Source organism: Thiolinea disciformis DSM 14473 (genome assembly GCF_000371925.1).
In the GTDB taxonomy this organism is placed as follows: Bacteria; Pseudomonadota; Gammaproteobacteria; order Thiotrichales; family Thiotrichaceae; genus Thiolinea; species Thiolinea disciformis.
The window spans coordinates 68,468-85,513 of the sequence record NZ_AQVE01000011.1; the positions used below are offsets into that span (position 1 = coordinate 68,468).

16 protein-coding genes are annotated in these 17,046 nt (G+C 38.8%); all 16 read right to left on the reverse strand.

The window, feature by feature from the left end; translation table 11 throughout:
* Positions 1 to 3 precede the first annotated feature (3 nt).
* The 16 genes from A3IE_RS0110285 to A3IE_RS0110365 all read right to left on the reverse strand — a co-directional run bounded on the left by A3IE_RS0110285 (position 4) and on the right by A3IE_RS0110365 (position 17,039).
* A complete protein-coding gene (locus A3IE_RS0110285; protein WP_211206819.1) occupies positions 4 to 1,770 on the reverse strand; it encodes a polysaccharide biosynthesis protein in 1,767 nt (588 codons plus the stop codon).
* Positions 1,771 to 1,911: 141 nt separating this feature from the next.
* Positions 1,912 to 3,093 (reverse strand): DegT/DnrJ/EryC1/StrS family aminotransferase, encoded by a 1,182-nt coding sequence (locus A3IE_RS0110290; protein ID WP_020395539.1) that lies wholly within the window; start codon positions 3,091 to 3,093, stop codon positions 1,912 to 1,914.
* Positions 3,094 to 3,113: 20 nt separating this feature from the next.
* Positions 3,114 to 3,716, reverse strand: a complete 603-nt coding sequence (locus A3IE_RS0110295; protein WP_020395540.1) for an acetyltransferase — start codon at positions 3,714 to 3,716, stop codon at positions 3,114 to 3,116.
* On the reverse strand, positions 3,709 to 4,302 hold the full coding sequence (locus A3IE_RS0110300; protein WP_020395541.1) for a sugar transferase: 594 nt from the start codon (positions 4,300 to 4,302) through the stop codon (positions 3,709 to 3,711). Before A3IE_RS0110300 ends, A3IE_RS0110295 begins: the two co-directional genes overlap by 8 nt.
* Positions 4,299 to 5,411, reverse strand: coding sequence for a glycosyltransferase family 4 protein (locus tag A3IE_RS0110305; RefSeq protein WP_026154880.1), 1,113 nt, complete (start codon positions 5,409 to 5,411; stop codon positions 4,299 to 4,301). Before A3IE_RS0110305 ends, A3IE_RS0110300 begins: the two co-directional genes overlap by 4 nt.
* A gap of 4 nt (positions 5,412 to 5,415) precedes the next feature.
* Positions 5,416 to 7,359 carry an asparagine synthase (glutamine-hydrolyzing) gene (gene asnB / locus A3IE_RS0110310; protein WP_020395543.1) on the reverse strand — a complete coding sequence of 648 codons (1,944 nt, stop codon included), beginning with the start codon at positions 7,357 to 7,359 and terminating at the stop codon, positions 5,416 to 5,418.
* Between the two features lie 51 nt (positions 7,360 to 7,410).
* Positions 7,411 to 8,244, reverse strand: coding sequence for a class I SAM-dependent methyltransferase (locus A3IE_RS0110315; RefSeq protein ID WP_020395544.1), 834 nt, complete (start codon positions 8,242 to 8,244; stop codon positions 7,411 to 7,413).
* Positions 8,241 to 9,383 carry a glycosyltransferase gene (locus tag A3IE_RS0110320; protein WP_020395545.1) on the reverse strand — a complete coding sequence of 381 codons (1,143 nt, stop codon included), beginning with the start codon at positions 9,381 to 9,383 and terminating at the stop codon, positions 8,241 to 8,243. The genes A3IE_RS0110315 and A3IE_RS0110320 overlap by 4 nt, the downstream gene beginning before the upstream one ends.
* Positions 9,384 to 9,411: 28 nt before the next feature.
* Positions 9,412 to 10,671, reverse strand: coding sequence for a hypothetical protein (locus A3IE_RS0110325; RefSeq protein WP_157832862.1), 1,260 nt, complete (start codon positions 10,669 to 10,671; stop codon positions 9,412 to 9,414).
* Positions 10,672 to 11,577, reverse strand: a complete 906-nt coding sequence (locus A3IE_RS0110335; protein WP_020395548.1) for a glycosyltransferase family 2 protein — start codon at positions 11,575 to 11,577, stop codon at positions 10,672 to 10,674.
* Entirely contained in the window at positions 11,574 to 12,539 is a 966-nt protein-coding gene (locus tag A3IE_RS0110340; RefSeq protein WP_020395549.1) for an SDR family oxidoreductase, read from the reverse strand. The genes A3IE_RS0110335 and A3IE_RS0110340 overlap by 4 nt, the downstream gene beginning before the upstream one ends.
* 1 nt (position 12,540) lies before the next feature.
* Positions 12,541 to 13,302, reverse strand: a complete 762-nt coding sequence (gene rfbF, locus A3IE_RS0110345) for a glucose-1-phosphate cytidylyltransferase (protein WP_020395550.1) — start codon at positions 13,300 to 13,302, stop codon at positions 12,541 to 12,543.
* Positions 13,303 to 13,328: 26 nt separating this feature from the next.
* On the reverse strand, positions 13,329 to 13,778 hold the full coding sequence (locus A3IE_RS0110350; protein ID WP_020395551.1) for a dTDP-4-dehydrorhamnose 3,5-epimerase family protein: 450 nt from the start codon (positions 13,776 to 13,778) through the stop codon (positions 13,329 to 13,331).
* Positions 13,775 to 14,851, reverse strand: a complete 1,077-nt coding sequence (gene rfbG / locus A3IE_RS0110355) for a CDP-glucose 4,6-dehydratase (RefSeq protein ID WP_020395552.1) — start codon at positions 14,849 to 14,851, stop codon at positions 13,775 to 13,777. Before rfbG ends, A3IE_RS0110350 begins: the two co-directional genes overlap by 4 nt.
* The gene (locus A3IE_RS0110360) at positions 14,848 to 16,041 is read right to left on the reverse strand and encodes a glycosyltransferase family 4 protein (RefSeq protein WP_020395553.1); all 1,194 of its coding nucleotides are present in this window, start codon (positions 16,039 to 16,041) and stop codon (positions 14,848 to 14,850) included. The genes rfbG and A3IE_RS0110360 overlap by 4 nt, the downstream gene beginning before the upstream one ends.
* Before the next feature lie 56 nt (positions 16,042 to 16,097).
* On the reverse strand, positions 16,098 to 17,039 hold the full coding sequence (locus A3IE_RS0110365; protein WP_020395554.1) for an NAD-dependent epimerase/dehydratase family protein: 942 nt from the start codon (positions 17,037 to 17,039) through the stop codon (positions 16,098 to 16,100).
* Positions 17,040 to 17,046 lie beyond the last annotated feature (7 nt).

Consider the following 17,046-nt stretch of genomic DNA (forward strand, 5'->3'; position numbering starts at 1 on the left):
ATTTTACGCAGCTTGCGCAACTATTAAAGGTTGTTCATTAGGTTTTTTATAGCCTTGCACATAGGTTTCAAGAATTTGATAGATAGTATTAATATCGTATTGATCGGTAGCGCGAATAATCATTTGAATAGTTGTTTCTAGTTCTGACCAGGTTAGGCAGTCTTCATTTGCTTTAAATATTCTTGGGTGTTGAGTGGGATTAGCATTATTTTCTATGAGTAGTTCTTCATAAAGCTTCTCACCAGGCCTTAAGCCTGTAAATTGAATGGCTATATTGCCTTCAGGGTGTTGGTCATCCTTGATGGCTAAGCCACTCAATCGAATCATCCGTTTGGCTAAATCAACAATTTTTACAGGCTCACCCATATCTAATAAAAAAACTTCCCCTCCTTCTGCCATTGCTCCTGCTTGTATCACTAATTGAGCCGCTTCTGGAATGGTCATAAAGTAACGGATAATATCAGGGTGAGTAACCGTAATAGGCCCACCAGCTTTAATTTGCCTTCTAAATAATGGTACTACTGAACCCGAAGAACCCAATACATTCCCAAAACGCACCATCGCAAAACGACTCTTAGAGCCTTTTTGTGCAAAGCCTTGTAGAACTAGTTCCGCAATTCGTTTGGTAGCCCCCATCACATTAGTAGGACGTACCGCTTTATCGGTAGAAATCAATACAAAATGATCAATACCCGCTTTATAAGCCGCATTAGCGGCACACCATGTACCAATGGCATTATTTTTAATCCCTTCGATCGGATTGAATTCAACTAAAGGCACATGTTTGTAGGCGGCTGCATGATATAGCGTATGAATCTGGTGAGTGGTTAGAATTTGATATAAATAATCTTGATTTTGCACAGAGCCGAGTAAGGCAATTAATTCTATAGCGCTTGACTGTTTAGTTAAGTGTTCACTCAGTTCCTTTTCAATCAGATATAGACTTACTTCTGATAGCTCAAAAAGAATAAGTTTTTGGGGTTCTAACTGGATAATTTGACGACATAATTCGGAACCAATCGACCCACCTGCGCCTGTAACCAGAATATTTTTATTTTTGATACATAATTCTAGTAATTCCGATTGAGGATTAACAGATGGTCGTCCCAATAGTTCGTCGATTTCAATTTCGCGTATTTCCTCAATGCTTTTTTGCCCCGAAACTAAATCCGCCATCCCTGGAATAGAGCGTACATGAATCGGATAAGGTTCTAGTAATTGCACGATTTCCCTACGACGTTGTTGTGTCGCAGAGGGTAATGCTAGTAAAATCTGTTTGATGCCTGTGTTATCAATCAATTGTTGTAACTGTTCAAATGAGTAAATCTTAAGGCTATGAATATAAGAACCCTGTAGGCTTTTATCATCATCAATAAACGCCAGTGGTTCATATTCAGGACTATTAAATAAAGCTTGTGCTAATTGAGAGCCTGACGAGCCTGCTCCATAAATAACAACGGGAATACGCTGATCTTTATGATTAAAATATTGATAATAACGGCGGATAAAGTGCCGACTAGAGGAAACCAATAAGAAAGCAGTACCTAGATAAATAGCGAAAACTGATTTTGGTACTCCTTGTAACTTAAATAAATATGTAATTAGTATTAAGCCACAGGCGGAAAAAGCCACACCCTGTGAAACAGCAATGATTGCTTTGTGGCCTAAGAAGCGAATAATCGCACGATATAAACCCAATTTAGTAAAAATGGGTATGGTAATAAAAGGCGCCACCACAAGTAACCATGCGCCATCTCTTAAGTCAGGCATCCAACTACCTAAACGCATAGCATAGCTCAACCACAAGGCTAGTGGTAGTAATAATATATCTAGTAAGATAATGATTAGGCGTTTTTGCCAGCGGGGGAGTTGAAACAGGGAGGTTATTTTCATATAAATTGAGAATTATTATTATGGCTTCTTCGTGGCTTCGATCAGTACGCTGGTCAAAACATCACAAGTTAGCTGTATGTTTTTATCGTTCAAAGTAGGATGAACTAAAAACATTAGACTTGTTTCGCCTAACTCCTTCGCCGTGGGTAATCTCTCTTGTGGCCGCCAACCAGTATTATCAAATGCCTTTTCTAAATAGACTTCTGAGCAGGAACCTGAATAACAAGGTACTCCTTGCGCATTAATTACTTCAATAATTCTATCTCTATTCCATTCAGGTTTTAATTGAGTAGGCTCTACAAATACATAACATTTGTAACAAGCATGCTTAATATGTTCTGGAACAATAGGTACTCGTAAACCCCTCAAGGTTTTAGCACATTCCCAAATTTGATGGGCATTATGTTGACGTTTCCTTGTCCATTCGGACATATGTTTAAGCTGAATGCGTCCAATTACTGCTTGGATTTCTAACATTCGCCAATTGGTACCAAAACTCTCATGTAGCCAACGGAAGCCTGTTGGATGTTGATGCTCATAAACAGCTTCCCAGCTTTTGCCATGATCTTTATAGCTCCACATTTTTGACCAGAGCTCACGATTATTAGTAGTCACCATACCACCTTCACCACCCGTGGTCATGATTTTATCTTGACAGAATGACCACGCGCCGATATGTCCAATACTCCCTACAGATTTTCCTTTATAAGTTGCTCCATGTGCTTGAGCACAATCCTCTATCACATAAAGGTTATGTTCTCGTGCCAGTGCCATAATATCATCCATTTCACAAGGCCAACCTGCTAGATGCACACAAATAATTGCGCGAGTTTTTGGAGTGATCACAGCTCGAATCGTTTCAGCACTAATATTTTGGTTATTACGATCAATATCGGCAAAAATTGGGGTAGCTTCAGCTGTTACAATACAAGAAACAGAGGCTAGGAAAGTACGTGAGGTAACAATAACCTCATCACCTTGCCCAATATTTAATGCTTTAAGTGCTACATCTAATGCTACTGTCCCATTAGCTAAAGCAATGGCGTATTTAGTACCGCACCATACAGCAAATTCTTTTTCGAATTCGCGGCACTCGTTGCCTGTCCAGTAGTTAACTTTATTGGAGAGGAGGGTCTGGGAAATAGCATCGGCTTCTTCTTGCGTGAAAGAAGGCCAAGAGGGGAATGGGGTATTTAGCATATTTTTACTTTTAGCATTACTTATATGGAGCGGGCAGGACACCCAATTACAGTAATATTATCAGGCAAATTATTTGTCACAACAGCACCTGCTCCAACCGTGACATTATTCCCGATGGTAATATAAGGTAAGATAGTTGCCCCTGCTCCAATCAAACATTCTTTGCCAAGTGTTACGCCACCGCCCAAAGTAGCAGAGGGGGCGATATGACAAAAGCTGCCAATAATACAATCATGGTCGACCACAGCATTATGATTGATGATGCAACCTTCACCCAGATAAGTATCAGGTCCAATAATTGCGCCAACAGCAATAAGACTACCTAAACCAATAGCTGTGTTAGGATAAATGGTTGCATTTGGATGGATAGCAGTTTTGGCTATTATACCAGTGCGATGCCATTCATTTTGAAGTCGACTACGTATGGTGTTGTTGCCAATAGCAAAGTGGATAGTATAAGCAGTTAAATTCTGAAGCTCTGTTGGAGAGATAATGGGAACTCCACAGAACAACCCTTTAGCATTATCGTCAATGAGGCTTTCAATATTATTTCCATTTTGGGCCAAAGTATAAAAAGCGATTTTACCATGACCGCCAGCACCATAAATATATATTTTATCCATGAGTACCTGTGAATTTTGGCATAGTCGCTTCACCCTCAGCACTAATGCCTTCGCGTATAAATACTTTTTTGATAGTCAAAAACAAGATCTTTAGGTCAATCCAGAAAGATTGATTGTCCACGTACCAAACATCCAATTTAAATTTATCTTCCCAACTAATGGTATTGCGCCCATTAATTTGTGCCCAGCCTGTAATTCCAGGGCGGACTTCGTGGCGACGTGCTTGCTCAGAACTATAATATAGTAGGTATTCCATTAGTAAGGGGCGAGGTCCTACTAGACTCATTTCACCTTTGAGGACATTCCAGAGTTCTGGAAGTTCGTCGAGGCTGGTGGCACGCAAGAGTCTACCGAATTTCGTTAGGCGTACGGCATCAGGAAGTAAATTACCGTTCTCGTCTTTTTTATCGGTCATAGTACGGAACTTAACCATCTTGAAAGGTTTACCGTTTAGACCCGGTCGGTTTTGAGTGAAGAAAACAGGAGACCCTAATTTTAGATGGATGAGCAGTATTAAAGTGAGGATTATAGGGCTGAGTAGAAGCAGGCTGATTATAGCAATTATAAAATCTAAAATGCGTTTCATAATCCCATTATTTCCATCAGTTGGGCATTAACCTTGCGGACATCGTATTTTTCCTCAGCAAGTTCGCGACTACATTTGCCCATACGTTCCCATTGATTGCGATTTTCTATGAACCAAATCATACGTTCAGCGAGAGCTTGCACATCAGCTTTGGGAACCAAATAACCATTCTCATCATTGATGACAGTTTCACGACATCCAGGGGTATCCGTAGTAAGGATAGGACGACCAATTGCCATGGCTTCTAGTACCGTACGTGGCATTCCTTCGTGATAGGATGGTAATACATAGATATGGCAGTTTTGTAAATAAGGGCGCACATCATTGGTTGAGCCAAGATATTCGAGCCAACCTTGTTGATACCATTGTTGTACTTCAGTCAACGGTATGCCATCGGGTGAGGGATCATGGGGGCCGAGTAGTTGGAAAATAGTTTCTGGGTAGCGGGTTTTGACGATTTGGGCGGCTTGGGCGTATTCACGAAAGCCTTTTTCACCCAGTAAACGCCCAATGGTTAAGAAAGTAATGCTGCTATCGGGTAATGGTGTGAGTGGGTAGCGACTAATATCGACACCTGAACCATTAACTAAAGCACCTTTGGAAGCAGGTATAATTCCACGTCGAACAAACTCATTGAGGTTGTCTGGGTTTTGAAAAATAACGCGCTCAGCACGCTTTAAGGCGGTGCGGTATAGAAATGTTACTAATGTTACTAATAGTTTACGTTTGAGTGTTTCCCCTTGAAAGGCGAAGCCAAGTCCAGTGATAAGTGCGTAAAAGCGCCTGTTGGGTAAAACATGACTTGCTAGTCCACCCCAGATAACGGGCTTGATGGTATAAGCGAGAATGACATCGGGTTGTCGTTCGCGGAAAGTTTGGCGTAACGATTGCCAAGTTTTTAAGTCGGCGAGTGGATTTAGGCTATTGCGCTCTACAGGGTAGGCGCAGAAGTTTGCGCCCCATGTCGTTAGCTGTTGAGTAACATTGGTTTGTGTTTCTGATGCCATTGCAGTGACTTGGCAATTGGCTTTTAGTAGTGACTGGATGAGTGGGCCACGGAAGTTGATGAGGGATTCGGGGAGTGCGCCTATAAGAATAAAACGAGTCATGATGTTATGAGCGATTATGGTTAAGCCATTGGTTGAAGATTAATACATCCCATAGGTGATGTTGCCAGTTACGCTGCCCCGATAGGTGTTCTTTCCACTTTTGGCGGATGGGCGCGGGGTTGAAGTAACCTTCTTGGCTCAGGCGTGATTCATCCAATAAATTTTCTGCCCAATCGCGTAAGGAACCGCGTAGCCAGCTATCAATCGGTACGCCAAAGCCCATTTTCGGGCGTTCGATGAGTTCCTTGGGAACGTGGCGATAGAGCACTTGGCGTAATACCCACTTAGTTTGACCTTCGCGCAGTTTGTATTCCAGTGGCAACTGCCAAGCAAATTCGACCACACGATGATCAAGGAAGGGGACGCGGCTTTCCAGCGATACGCCCATTGCGGCACGGTCTACTTTGCAGAGGATATCATCGGGGAGATAAGTAAGCAGGTCGAGTACCATCATGCGTTCGACGGTGTTGAGATGGCTCAAATCTGGCAGAGACCCAGTGAGGAAAGTGCTTGGTTCTGTGCCACCAATGATTACGTTAGAGGGATGTTGCCAGCCAGATACCATACCTTGGTACAAATCAGCCGCAGAATGGCTTGCCATAACCCCAGCGCCTTTATGTAACTTATCGCCGATATTAGCCCATTGACCGAAAGCAGGAATGACAGCTTTTAGTGTGGCGGCGATGTGATTCCAGCTTGCGGGTGAAACGCTAGTGATGATTTTTGCTATCCATTGCCGTAGTGGGCGGGGAATGCGTGATAGTTTGCCCCATGTGTTGGCGGTGAGTTGATAGCGGTTGTAGCCAGCGAATAGCTCATCCCCCGCATCGCCTGAGAGTGACACGGTGACGTGTTGCCGTGCGAGTTGTGAAACCAGAAAAGTGGGTATTTGGGAGGAGTCCGCAAAGGGTTCGTCGTATAGAGTCGGCAGACGTGGGATAACCTGCATACATTCATCAGGTGTGACGTAAAGTTCAGTATGATCAGTACCCAAATATTGCGCTACGGCTTTGGCATGAGTGGCTTCATTATAGAGTCCTTCATGAAAACCGATGGAGAATGTTTTAATCGGTTGGGTGGATTGTGCCTGCATTAGGGCAACGACGGTTGAGGAGTCAATACCCCCAGAAAGAAACGCACCTAGCGGGACATCTGCCATCATTTGTTGCTTGATAGCATCTTTGAGTAGATTTTCTAGCGCATTTACCGCATCTTCGTGTGAGCCAGTAAAGGAATTGGCTTTGCCTTGGCGGCTAATGTCAACACCTGACCAATAAGTCTGGATGTGTGGCTCGCGTTGTTGGCGTGATACTTGTAGCCATGTGCCGGGTAGGAGTTTATGAATGCCTTGGTAAATGGAATAAGGGGCGGGGATGTAGTTGTGGCGCATATAGAGGCATAGCGCATCACGATCAATGTTTGCTTGAAAAGCAGGATAGGCTTTTAAGGCTTTGAGTTCTGAGCCGAAGAGGAAGGTGTCGCCTTGCCAACCGTAATATAGTGGTTTTTCACCCAAGCGGTCGCGGGCTAGGGTTAAAGTTTGGGTGTGTTTGTCCCATAGGGCAATGGCAAACATGCCGATGCAGCGTTGTAGGGTCGCTTCAATACCCCATGTTTCCAAGGCGGCTAAGAGGGTTTCAGTGTCGGAATGTCCACGCCAATTAATGCTGAGGTTGGTTTTTTCAAGCTCGGTACGTAGTTTGTGGTGGTTGTAGATTTCCCCGTTGAAGGCAATGACGTAACGGCCATTGCCAGATTGCATGGGTTGATGACCAGCGGGGGAAAGATCGACGATGGCGAGGCGGCGGTGAGCTAAGCCAATACCTGCATCATTGTTATGCCAAATGCCGGAATCATCAGGACCACGCCGAAACATGGCATCAGCCATGTTGGAGAGTTGTTCAGGGCTAAAGATGTGATTGCTTAAGAAACCAGTGATGCCGCACATTATTTTATAGCCTTTTATCTTTTACGATAACCTACAGCATTTTATAGCCTTTTATCTTTTACGATAACCTACAGCACACCAAAAAGGTAGGTTGGAGGAAAACTGTATGTTTTCTAATCCCGCTAGTTCCATCATTTGCTGTATCTGCTTTTTTGTGAAACGTTGTTCTAACTGTGTTCCGAAACGATCCAGTGCATCGGTTCGCATAGTATAAAAACTACAATGACGATAAGCACTAAGAGGGGTATTATCAACATTTAAACCAATTTTTTCTAGAACTAGAGAAAGCTTTGCTAATGGTAAATAAATAATAGCAGCAATTACCTGAGATGTAGCATATCTTAAGTTGTGTGGCATTCGTGAAATAATAGAACGAAATATTTCGCTAAACTTCCAAATAGATCGAAACCATAATGGTCGATTATCAAATGCGTAATAGAGATAAACTAAAAAAGGTGCTCCTGTTTTTAGTTTTTTTACACATGAATCTAAAGCTGCCTGTGTATCAGGTATATGGTGTAAAACACCCAGAGAGTAGCCGAAGTCCATTGTAGAATCTTGTAAGGGAATATTATCTACCGATGCCTTGTGAAAAAGACAATTAGCCTGACCCATTAGATTTTTTTTCGCTACTTCAATAGCCGAGCTAGGATCAATACAGTGCAGTGTGCTTACGCGAGGCGCTACTAATTTCGCCCATCGTCCGCTACCACAACCTAAATCAAAACCTTGAGCATTTTTTGTTAAGTGATTCCAAGGGAATATTGAAAAATAAGCATCAAAAAGGCGTTGATGTTCTTCGCTGGGTAATTGAGTTTGATCAAATCTCTCCCATTCATCACCAAAGCCATTTATGGTTTTGGTGTGTATATTTTTTGATATCATGTATTTAAAACCTTACTATAAAGTGTTTCATATAGTTCTCTTATTTTCTGTATTGTGTAGTTTCTTTCTATGATGTTTTCTAATTCTTTACCGATTTTTTTTCTCTCTGTCTCATTCATGCTGATAAGATTGAGAATTTTATTAGCTAAAGTGTAAGGATCTTCGACAGGGCAAATTAAGTGAGGGTTTCTTAACATTAAAGCTGAGTCGCCTGCATTTGTTGTGATACATGGCAGAGCCATACACATAGCTTCACCTAAAACATTCGGAAAGCCTTCACTAATAGAATGTAAGCAAAATATATCCATAGCTGCTAAATAAAGAGGAATATTTGATTGTTCACCAATTAATATAAAGTTTTCCGCATGACCTGTGTTATTTATCTGATCCATCAAAGATTGATTTTCTTGATCAAGATTCTTACCTATAAGCAAGAATTTTACTTTTCTATTTAATTTTAATATAATAGCGGCTGCTCTTATGAAAGTAGGGTAGTCCTTGTAGTCATTATACCTACCCACTGACCCTACTAAGATATAATCATCACTAATGTTTAGTAATTCTCTAATTTTTATTCTTTCTTCAATATTTGCTGATGATTTTATTTTTTGAATATCGAACCCATTCGGAATGATAGAGATTATACTTTTCTTATATCCATATTTAATATGTGCTGAAGCAGATGTGTTAGAAACACAGACTATTCGGTTTGGGATTATATACGATAGAAAAGAGGATATTTTCATAATGTATTTGGTAGATATTGCAGTTCCGTTTTTAACGGATATATCACTGTTGTGTATGGCCCAGATAATATTTCTGTTTCCAGTAACTAGGGTCGCTAAACCCCCAAGAAAATTAGCGTGATACATCCAAGTGTGAACAACAGAGGGTTTGGTGAAATATATTATTTTTAATAATTTAAAGAATACATATGGAGCATTAAGTATAGAAGTTAGATTTAAACTATGAACTGGAATGCCATTTTTTCTCAGTAAAAGACCTATGTTTCCAAGAGATGTAAGGGAAACAACGTGGTGTTTATAATACCTACTTTCACTGTGCGCATCAATTAACCTCATCAGTGACATTTCAGCACCACCAGTATTAAGTCCTATTATTATGTGAAGTATTAACATATAATTTTATAGTGAAAAAATTCATAATTCATAGAAAACGATAGCCTTTACTTAATGATCTTATAATATATGGAGAAAATAAGAGTGCGAACATGGCAGAATCCCAAATAGTGGTTCTCTGAAATATAAAAGGAAAAATTGATATTATTGAAATGATAACCATCTTTTCTTCAATTTCTATGTTTTTTTTGTTTTGTATATATAACTTAAGCGCATAAACTAATGATGATGATAGAATTGTTACATAACCAAATAAAGAAAGCAATCCTCCTCTATTATAAACTAATAGTGGCATAAAATTTGAACCAAAATAAAGAGCATTGTTTGATTCAGAATTTGTTTCAGGTGATAAACCAAATGGATAGCTAATTATCAAGTCAGGTAGATATATGATGAAGTTTGAAAAATTATCTTCCCTAATAGTAGCTGACTCTTGTTTATTAACATAGGCATCTATAAAATAATCTAATAGAAGGAAATTAAAAACAAAAGCGATACATATTGCAATAAATAATAAGGATATTATATTTTTTTTTGAATTTAAAATAAAAAGGAGGGAAAACGCAAGTGCAATGCTGATATATCCACCAAGGGAATAAGTAAAAAACATTGCAATTGAATAAATTAGTAGAAAAACATATTGTTTTTTTAGAAAGGAAAGGATTGTTACAGGTATAAGCCACATTGCGAAAGTACCTGGCTCAGCAAAACTACCATATAATCTATATGATAATTCTCCATTGTAGATTGATGCATACATAATAGAAAAGTAACCTTTTACATACTCTCCGCCTTGGTATACAAAAGTGGTCGGTTTTATATAGCCATTTGACATGCCGAAGTAATCTACTAATGAAGTAATTGTTAATAATATCATGCATTTGTTAAAATAACTCCATAATAAAGATATACTAATAGAATCGGCTTTTATTAGATATGGTATATTTATTAATACGCCCCACGGTAGGAAAATTGCCAAAACACTTAAAGATGAAGTATCTGATAGGAAAAGCATTATATTAATGGAGTATCCAAAGATTATTAGTAGGCTAGGGATTATTATTGAATATAATATTCTTATATTTATTTTTTTTGAGAAGCCAAATAATGGGAAAATTATAAAACTTATTGCTAGAATGATTCCATTTATTAAAGTTGATAAAGAAATATTATACATATTTCTATATTCTGTTAATTGAAAGAAAAAAACCACACTAAATATGATTAGTAGTATCTTTTGGTGAAACGGTAAGTTGATAGTTTTATAAAAAAAATTATTCTTACGCATCTAAGATCCAATTTGCTTGATTTGAAGCATAAAAATATATATTGTCAGTATGACTATTTTTATTTTTAGATAGGTTTGGGCATAGGGAAAAGCTTTCTTGAAAAATTTACTTGCATTCTCATAGTCGGAATAGTTTAGATAGTACTTGCCTAAATTATAATTTATAATCGAATCAAGTTTATTTTTTTGGCCTTGGTTTAGTAAGTATCTAAAATCTTTTGTTGCAAGTTTTATAGGTGCAGCCATATTTTTTTTGGAGATGTTCTGGCCGTGCATATAGTAATAACCATAAGTAGTCGGTATATATTTAAAATTATCTGTTATTTGAGCTATTCTTAGCCAAGTATTATAATCTTCTGCTCCTACTAACTCTTTTAAAGAGTTCATTCCTTTAATTCGATGAAGTAGTTTTTTCCTGATAATTACTGAAGATGTAGCTAAAGCATTGCCATTCTCTAATAAGTCAATTAGAGTAGGTTTTTTTAGTTGCCTACAAATCACTTTTTTACTTGGGAATACATTATATTTTTCATATATTATTTTTAGGTCATGATAAATAATATCAAAATCATTGGTTAGGTATTCTTGGCATTTTTGAATTTTATCTTTTGTCCACCAATCATCAGAATCTAGGAAAGCAACCCATTCACCTTTAGCAATATTTATTCCAGTATTTCTGGACATTGCGATTACACCATTATTATGGATTTTAAGTACAATAATTCTGGAGTCATTAAAGCTTGATAAAACATCGTCTGTATGGTCAGTAGAGTGGTTATCTATAACTATAGCCTCCCAGTTGCTATATGTTTGATCAAGCACTGACTGTAATGCACGACCTAAGTATTGAGCATGGTTATAAGTAGGTATGATCACAGATATTAATGGCTTGTCTGTACTGCTCATTGTGATGATTTCTGTGTCATAAAAGAAGTGGAGCAAAATTTCAATAAATTATCAATTTCAATTACGTTCTCTGTGTTTTTAATTTTTATACCTAATGTATTCAAACGATGATTGCTAAACTTTATATTTTGATGATATTCATTTGAGGTTGTTTCAGCTCTATATAGCATCGGTTCAAAGCCTAGTATAGCAAGTGATCTTTTTTGAATCAGTTGTGCTATTTCCAGTACAGTTTGTGATAGACCGGAGCCTATATTAAATAGATTAGTGTGCAGTATTTCAGATGGGGCCTCAGTCAGATCCTGAGTCACACGGCAGACATCGCTCATGCTAATAAAATCGCGATATTGTAGTCCATTGGTTTGCAAAACTAACTTATGTGATTGCACAGCTTGTTTACATAAGTCATTCACTAACAACATCCAGCAGTTGACATCTTTATGTGTAGGTGCGCCAAAAGCATTGGATAATCGTAATACAATACCTTGCATTGTTCCATATTGAGTTGCACTTAATACTGCCTGTTCCCCGGCAAGGTGTGAGGTTGCATAAGGGTGCAAATTGCGTGGACACTGATCTTCGGTGATATTACCAACAAGAGGGCTGGCATAAACATGCGCAGTGGAAAAATAGATGAAACGCGATACACCCGCACGTTTGGCTGCGGTTGTTAATCGCGTAGTTGCCACGCCGTTAAACGTTAAAGCAGCTACTGGGTCGGCAGAGCAGTCTTGTGCATTCATACCCGCTGCATGAATGACAATATCGACATTGACACAGCACTTTTCAAGAGCAGCAGTACCATCCCATAGCATTTGTACGACTTTTGCTTGTGGTAGCCATTTTGGAGGAGTAACAGCATTTCGCGAACCCAGAATAATCTGATAACCTGCCTGAGCTAGATGCGCTGCAATCCGTCCGCCTACGAAGCCGAAACCACCTGTGATTAGTACCGTAGCCATATTAAACTTTCCATGGGGCATCATTTGCCCATAGTGTTTCTAATAATTCATGATCACGTTTGGTATCCATGCAATGCCAAAAACCTTCATGGCGATAAGCCATTAACTCACCTGCTTGAGTAACTTGCTCTAAAGGTTCTCTTTCCAACATCGTCTCGTCACCTGCAATCAAATCGAAGAATTCAGGTTCAATCACAAAGTAACCACCATTGATCCAGCCATCGTGTAATTGTGGTTTTTCTTGGAAGCTGGCTACCTGCATCCCATCTATTTCTAACTCACCAAAACGCGCGGTCGGACGCACGGCAGAGACAGTAACCATTTTCCCGTGGCTACGGTGAAAGTCGAGTAGTGCATCTAGGTCAATATTTGCCACACCATCACCATAGGTCAACATAAATGTTTCGTTACCAATAAATGATTGCAGTCGTTTGACCCGCCCACCCGTCATTGAGTTAGCACCTGTATTGGCTAGGGTCACTCGCCAATCTACGGGATCAACTTGGAGGGCGGTGACATTGCCGCTAGCAAGATCTACCGTGAAGTCTGCATTAAGGGAGCGGTAATTTAGGAAGTATTCTTTGATGACCTCTGCTTTGTAACCTAAGGCGACATAAAAGTCCTTATGTCCAAAATGAGCATAGGTTTGCATAATATGCCAGAGAATGGGTTTTCCACCTATCGGAACCATGGGTTTGGGGATCACTCCAGTATATTCAGATAAACGAGTGCCGAATCCCCCGGCAAGAAGAATAACTTTCATATAATCAAACCTTTTGGTAGATACTTTTAACGGTGTTCTAGTGCCCATTGATACGGAATACTAGTATCACTAGGAGATCGACGTACAAGTTCATCAGGATGATGTGGTAACGTAGCGCAGTTAGCTACGATGGAAGCCACAGTCCCAACACATTTGAAACCGTTCCAGATCATGGGTGGAACAGTGACTAACATATAATTTTCTGGGGAAATAAACAGTTCTTGAACTTCACCCCGAGTAGAGCTATCAGGGCGATCATCAAATAGTACAAACTTTATTTCACCGTAAATAACAGCATAATTTAATGTCATTTCTTTATGCAAATGCCATGCTTTGACGACGCCAGGATGAGTACAAGAGAAATAGATTTCGCCAAATCTTGAGAAAACAGGAGAGTCTTCGCGTAGCATATGCATGACCTTTCCCCGCTCATCAAAAATTTGTCGAAGAGGGGTAAGAATTACGCCGTCTATCATGTTAATTCTGGGAAAAATGCGTGAATTTGAGTTCGGGTAATTTGTTCTGCATCCTGACCTGCCATAATAGCTTTGTACCAAAGAGCGGTTGCTTTGAGCGTTGTATCAGCATTCCAACGTGGATACCAGTTAAGTAACTGATGTGCCTTATCACAGTTCAGTTGTAGTAATCTTGCTTCATGAACCTGTGTTTGAGACTCAACAATTTCAATATTTCCCTTTCCTAGGTGATCTATTATTATTTCTGCAACATTTTGGACTGTACGCACTTCATGCGTGGAGGGTCCGAAATTCCATGAACCATTCCAACGTTTGGGTTCTTCATATAAACGCACTGCTAACAACAAGTAACCTGCCAATGGTTCTAGCACATGTTGCCAAGGTCGAGTAGCGTTAGGACTACGCAAGCGTATAGGGTTATCTTGGTTAATAGCGCGGATGCAATCTGGAATGATACGGTCTACTGCCCAATCACCACCACCAATCACATTGCCTGCACGGGTACTAGCAGCACCCAATAATGGTCTTTGAATGAAAAAAGATCTATTATAAGATGAAAAAACAATTTCTGCCACCGCCTTGGATGCGCTATAAGGGTCTCTACCACCCAATTGGTCATTTTCTCTGTAGCCCCAAATCCATTCAACATTTTCGTAACACTTGTCGGAAGTGATATACACCAAGGAACGTACTGATTCGCATTGGCGAACTGCGTCCAGCAAATGAACTGAGCCTAAGACGTTGGTTGAGAAAGTAGCTGTAGGGTTATCATAAGAGGGTCTAACTAAAGCTTGAGCAGCCAAATGAAAAACAAATTCCGGCTGAAAATCGTTTAGTGTTTTGGATAACGTTGAGGCATCTCTTATATCACCTTCAACATGCTTAATTTTTTGGGATAGATTCAGCAGGTCGAAATGACTGGGAGTTGTTGCAGGGGAGAGTGCAAAACCCATGACATCTGCACCAATTTCGTGTAATAAAAATGCTAACCATGAGCCTTTAAAACCAGTGTGTCCAGTAATAAATACACGTCGCCCTTTAAGGTGTTGGAAAATATCTTTCATATTCGTCATTCGGATTCCTTAAGAAGTTTTTCATATAAATTACTGTAAGTATTTAGGGCTATTTGAGTAGTAAAATGTTTATTGAATCGTTTGTATGACATCTCGCCCATTTGATTTCTAAGTTTATAATTTAACGTTAGAGTGTAAATAGCTTCAGCTAGTTGCTTGATATCATGAGGTGTTACTAAAAAGCCTGTGACACCATCAATTACCTGTTCAGCTGTTCCAGCTAAACGGCTCGCTATAACTGGTTTGCCTAACGCCATTGCTTCTAGGATAACATTGGGAAAATCTTCGTTTTGTATGGATGGGAGAACTAATACATCAATGGTACTCATAAAATCGACAATATTAGCTTCTTCACCTACAAAAGTTACGAAGTTTTCCAGTTGATTATGTTTTGTAAAAAAAGTAAGGCTTTCGCGAAGAGGTCCATCACCCTCAATTAAGACTTTAAAAGAGTTGTCTATTATATTTTTTTCTCTTTTTAAATCTAAAATGGCATTTAATAAAATTTGATGCCCTTTTCTTGGAATTAATAATGCCACTACACCAAAGATTACACCATCAAAATGATTTAGACCTAGGCGATAACGGGTTGCAGTCACAGTTTTTATTGAATTACGCAAAGTAATGCCATTAGGAATAGCATGGATTTGTTCTATAGGTAACTTCAGTACCTCACATAAACGTTGTTTTGCTGCTTTTGATCCTGTGATAAATATTGATACGGAGTGGGCTACTAGTCTGTCAATTGGATAATCAAACCAACGAGAATAATGGTTGTACCCTACAGCAAGATTATTGACAACCATAATAATTTTAGGGACAGAAGCAAGTTTCCCTGCAATAGCCGCAGCCCTAGCTGATCTTGCGGCTGGATAACCACCATTATTGATATGTAGAATATCTGGCTTTATTCTTTTAAACAACTGATATAGTATTATTACTTGATAGGCTAACAGTGGAATATTGATAAGTAAGCGTGTAAGTCCCATCAATAATTTTTGAGAAAACAATGGAAGCCAAGATGGCAGTTTCTCAAAATCAGATAAATCTATAAAGTTTAGAGGATAGGTTTTAATTTTTCGATTAACTCTTTTATGGAAACCTGTGCTATAAGGAATGGAATAAACGTAACTAAATGATATGTTATAATCTTTACTAAATGATTCGGAATTAAAAAAATTAGCTAGCATATTTTCACACCCAGCAAAAAAACTGCACTCTGAGTGATAGTGTATCTTTGGCATAATTAGTCTTTTCTAATCTGAGATTGATAATATTCAATTGTTCTTTTTAGACCTTCTTCTAATTTTATTTCTGGTTTCCAGTTAAGTTTTTCCTGAGCTAAGCTAATGTTTGCAGCATAGTCCATAACTTCATTTTGACGATAAGATAACGCGCCAAATTTTAGGTGCTTTAGAGCTTCAGGATTAATTAATTTGGCTATTGTTAAAGCTATATCTTTTAGGCGATGAGACACTCCACAACCAATGTTAATAATAATTCCGTTAATATCATCGCTAGCCTTTACGCTATCAATAATGGCGGAAATAACGTCATCTATGTAAACAAAGTCGCGTAGTTGTTCGCCCTGAGTCATGGAAAAATCTTTATTGTTTATTAGGCTTTGAATTAAAGCAGGTACAAACATTTCGCTTCCCTGCTCTGGTCCATAGATGACTGTTGGACGTAATATGGTTACTGGGAAATCATGAGATTTTTTTAAAGAGAGTAGTAGTTTTGTAATAGCTAGTTTGGATAAGCCATAACTATTTAATGGCTTTTCCTGTTGATTCTCATTAAAGGGTAAAGAAACATCACCATATTCATCACAAGACCCTAAAAAGATAAAGCGTTTAAAGTTGTTAAGATTAAGACATGCTTCTATCAGATTTAAAGATGCTAATGTATTGGTTTGATAGGAGGTAAAGTAGTCACTGTTAGAGCTAAATCTGTTCTTTAAACTAGCTAAATGAATTAAATAATCAGGTTTGATTTTTGCTATAGTGTTTAGTGTATCTTGTTTATTAGTTAAGTCCAGAGGAATGCTTGTAAATAGTTTATGGCTAAAGCAACCTTCGTTGTAGTCTATTCCAGTTACTTGAATGTTATTTTTTATAAGTGAGGTACATAAGTGTCTTCCTAAAAAACCATTAAACCCTGTAACCAATATTTGATTTGCTTGACTCATTTTAAAA

What these genes read in the sequence shown, in the direction of transcription:
- A3IE_RS0110285 (WP_211206819.1), bottom strand. Translation starts at nt 1,770, where the DNA reads ATGCCTGACTTAAGAGATGGCGCATGGTTACTTGTGGTGGCGCCTTTT.
- A3IE_RS0110290 (WP_020395539.1), bottom strand. Translation starts at nt 3,093, where the DNA reads ATGCTAAATACCCCATTCCCCTCTTGGCCTTCTTTCACGCAAGAAGAA.
- A3IE_RS0110295 (WP_020395540.1), bottom strand. Translation starts at nt 3,716, where the DNA reads ATGGATAAAATATATATTTATGGTGCTGGCGGTCATGGTAAAATCGCT.
- A3IE_RS0110300 (WP_020395541.1), bottom strand. Translation starts at nt 4,302, where the DNA reads ATGAAACGCATTTTAGATTTTATAATTGCTATAATCAGCCTGCTTCTA.
- A3IE_RS0110305 (WP_026154880.1), bottom strand. Translation starts at nt 5,411, where the DNA reads ATGACTCGTTTTATTCTTATAGGCGCACTCCCCGAATCCCTCATCAAC.
- asnB (WP_020395543.1), bottom strand. Translation starts at nt 7,359, where the DNA reads ATGTGCGGCATCACTGGTTTCTTAAGCAATCACATCTTTAGCCCTGAA.
- A3IE_RS0110315 (WP_020395544.1), bottom strand. Translation starts at nt 8,244, where the DNA reads ATGATATCAAAAAATATACACACCAAAACCATAAATGGCTTTGGTGAT.
- A3IE_RS0110320 (WP_020395545.1), bottom strand. Translation starts at nt 9,383, where the DNA reads ATGTTAATACTTCACATAATAATAGGACTTAATACTGGTGGTGCTGAA.
- A3IE_RS0110325 (WP_157832862.1), bottom strand. Translation starts at nt 10,671, where the DNA reads ATGCGTAAGAATAATTTTTTTTATAAAACTATCAACTTACCGTTTCAC.
- A3IE_RS0110335 (WP_020395548.1), bottom strand. Translation starts at nt 11,577, where the DNA reads ATGAGCAGTACAGACAAGCCATTAATATCTGTGATCATACCTACTTAT.
- A3IE_RS0110340 (WP_020395549.1), bottom strand. Translation starts at nt 12,539, where the DNA reads ATGGCTACGGTACTAATCACAGGTGGTTTCGGCTTCGTAGGCGGACGG.
- rfbF (WP_020395550.1), bottom strand. Translation starts at nt 13,302, where the DNA reads ATGAAAGTTATTCTTCTTGCCGGGGGATTCGGCACTCGTTTATCTGAA.
- A3IE_RS0110350 (WP_020395551.1), bottom strand. Translation starts at nt 13,778, where the DNA reads ATGATAGACGGCGTAATTCTTACCCCTCTTCGACAAATTTTTGATGAG.
- rfbG (WP_020395552.1), bottom strand. Translation starts at nt 14,851, where the DNA reads ATGACGAATATGAAAGATATTTTCCAACACCTTAAAGGGCGACGTGTA.
- A3IE_RS0110360 (WP_020395553.1), bottom strand. Translation starts at nt 16,041, where the DNA reads ATGCTAGCTAATTTTTTTAATTCCGAATCATTTAGTAAAGATTATAAC.
- A3IE_RS0110365 (WP_020395554.1), bottom strand. Translation starts at nt 17,039, where the DNA reads ATGAGTCAAGCAAATCAAATATTGGTTACAGGGTTTAATGGTTTTTTA.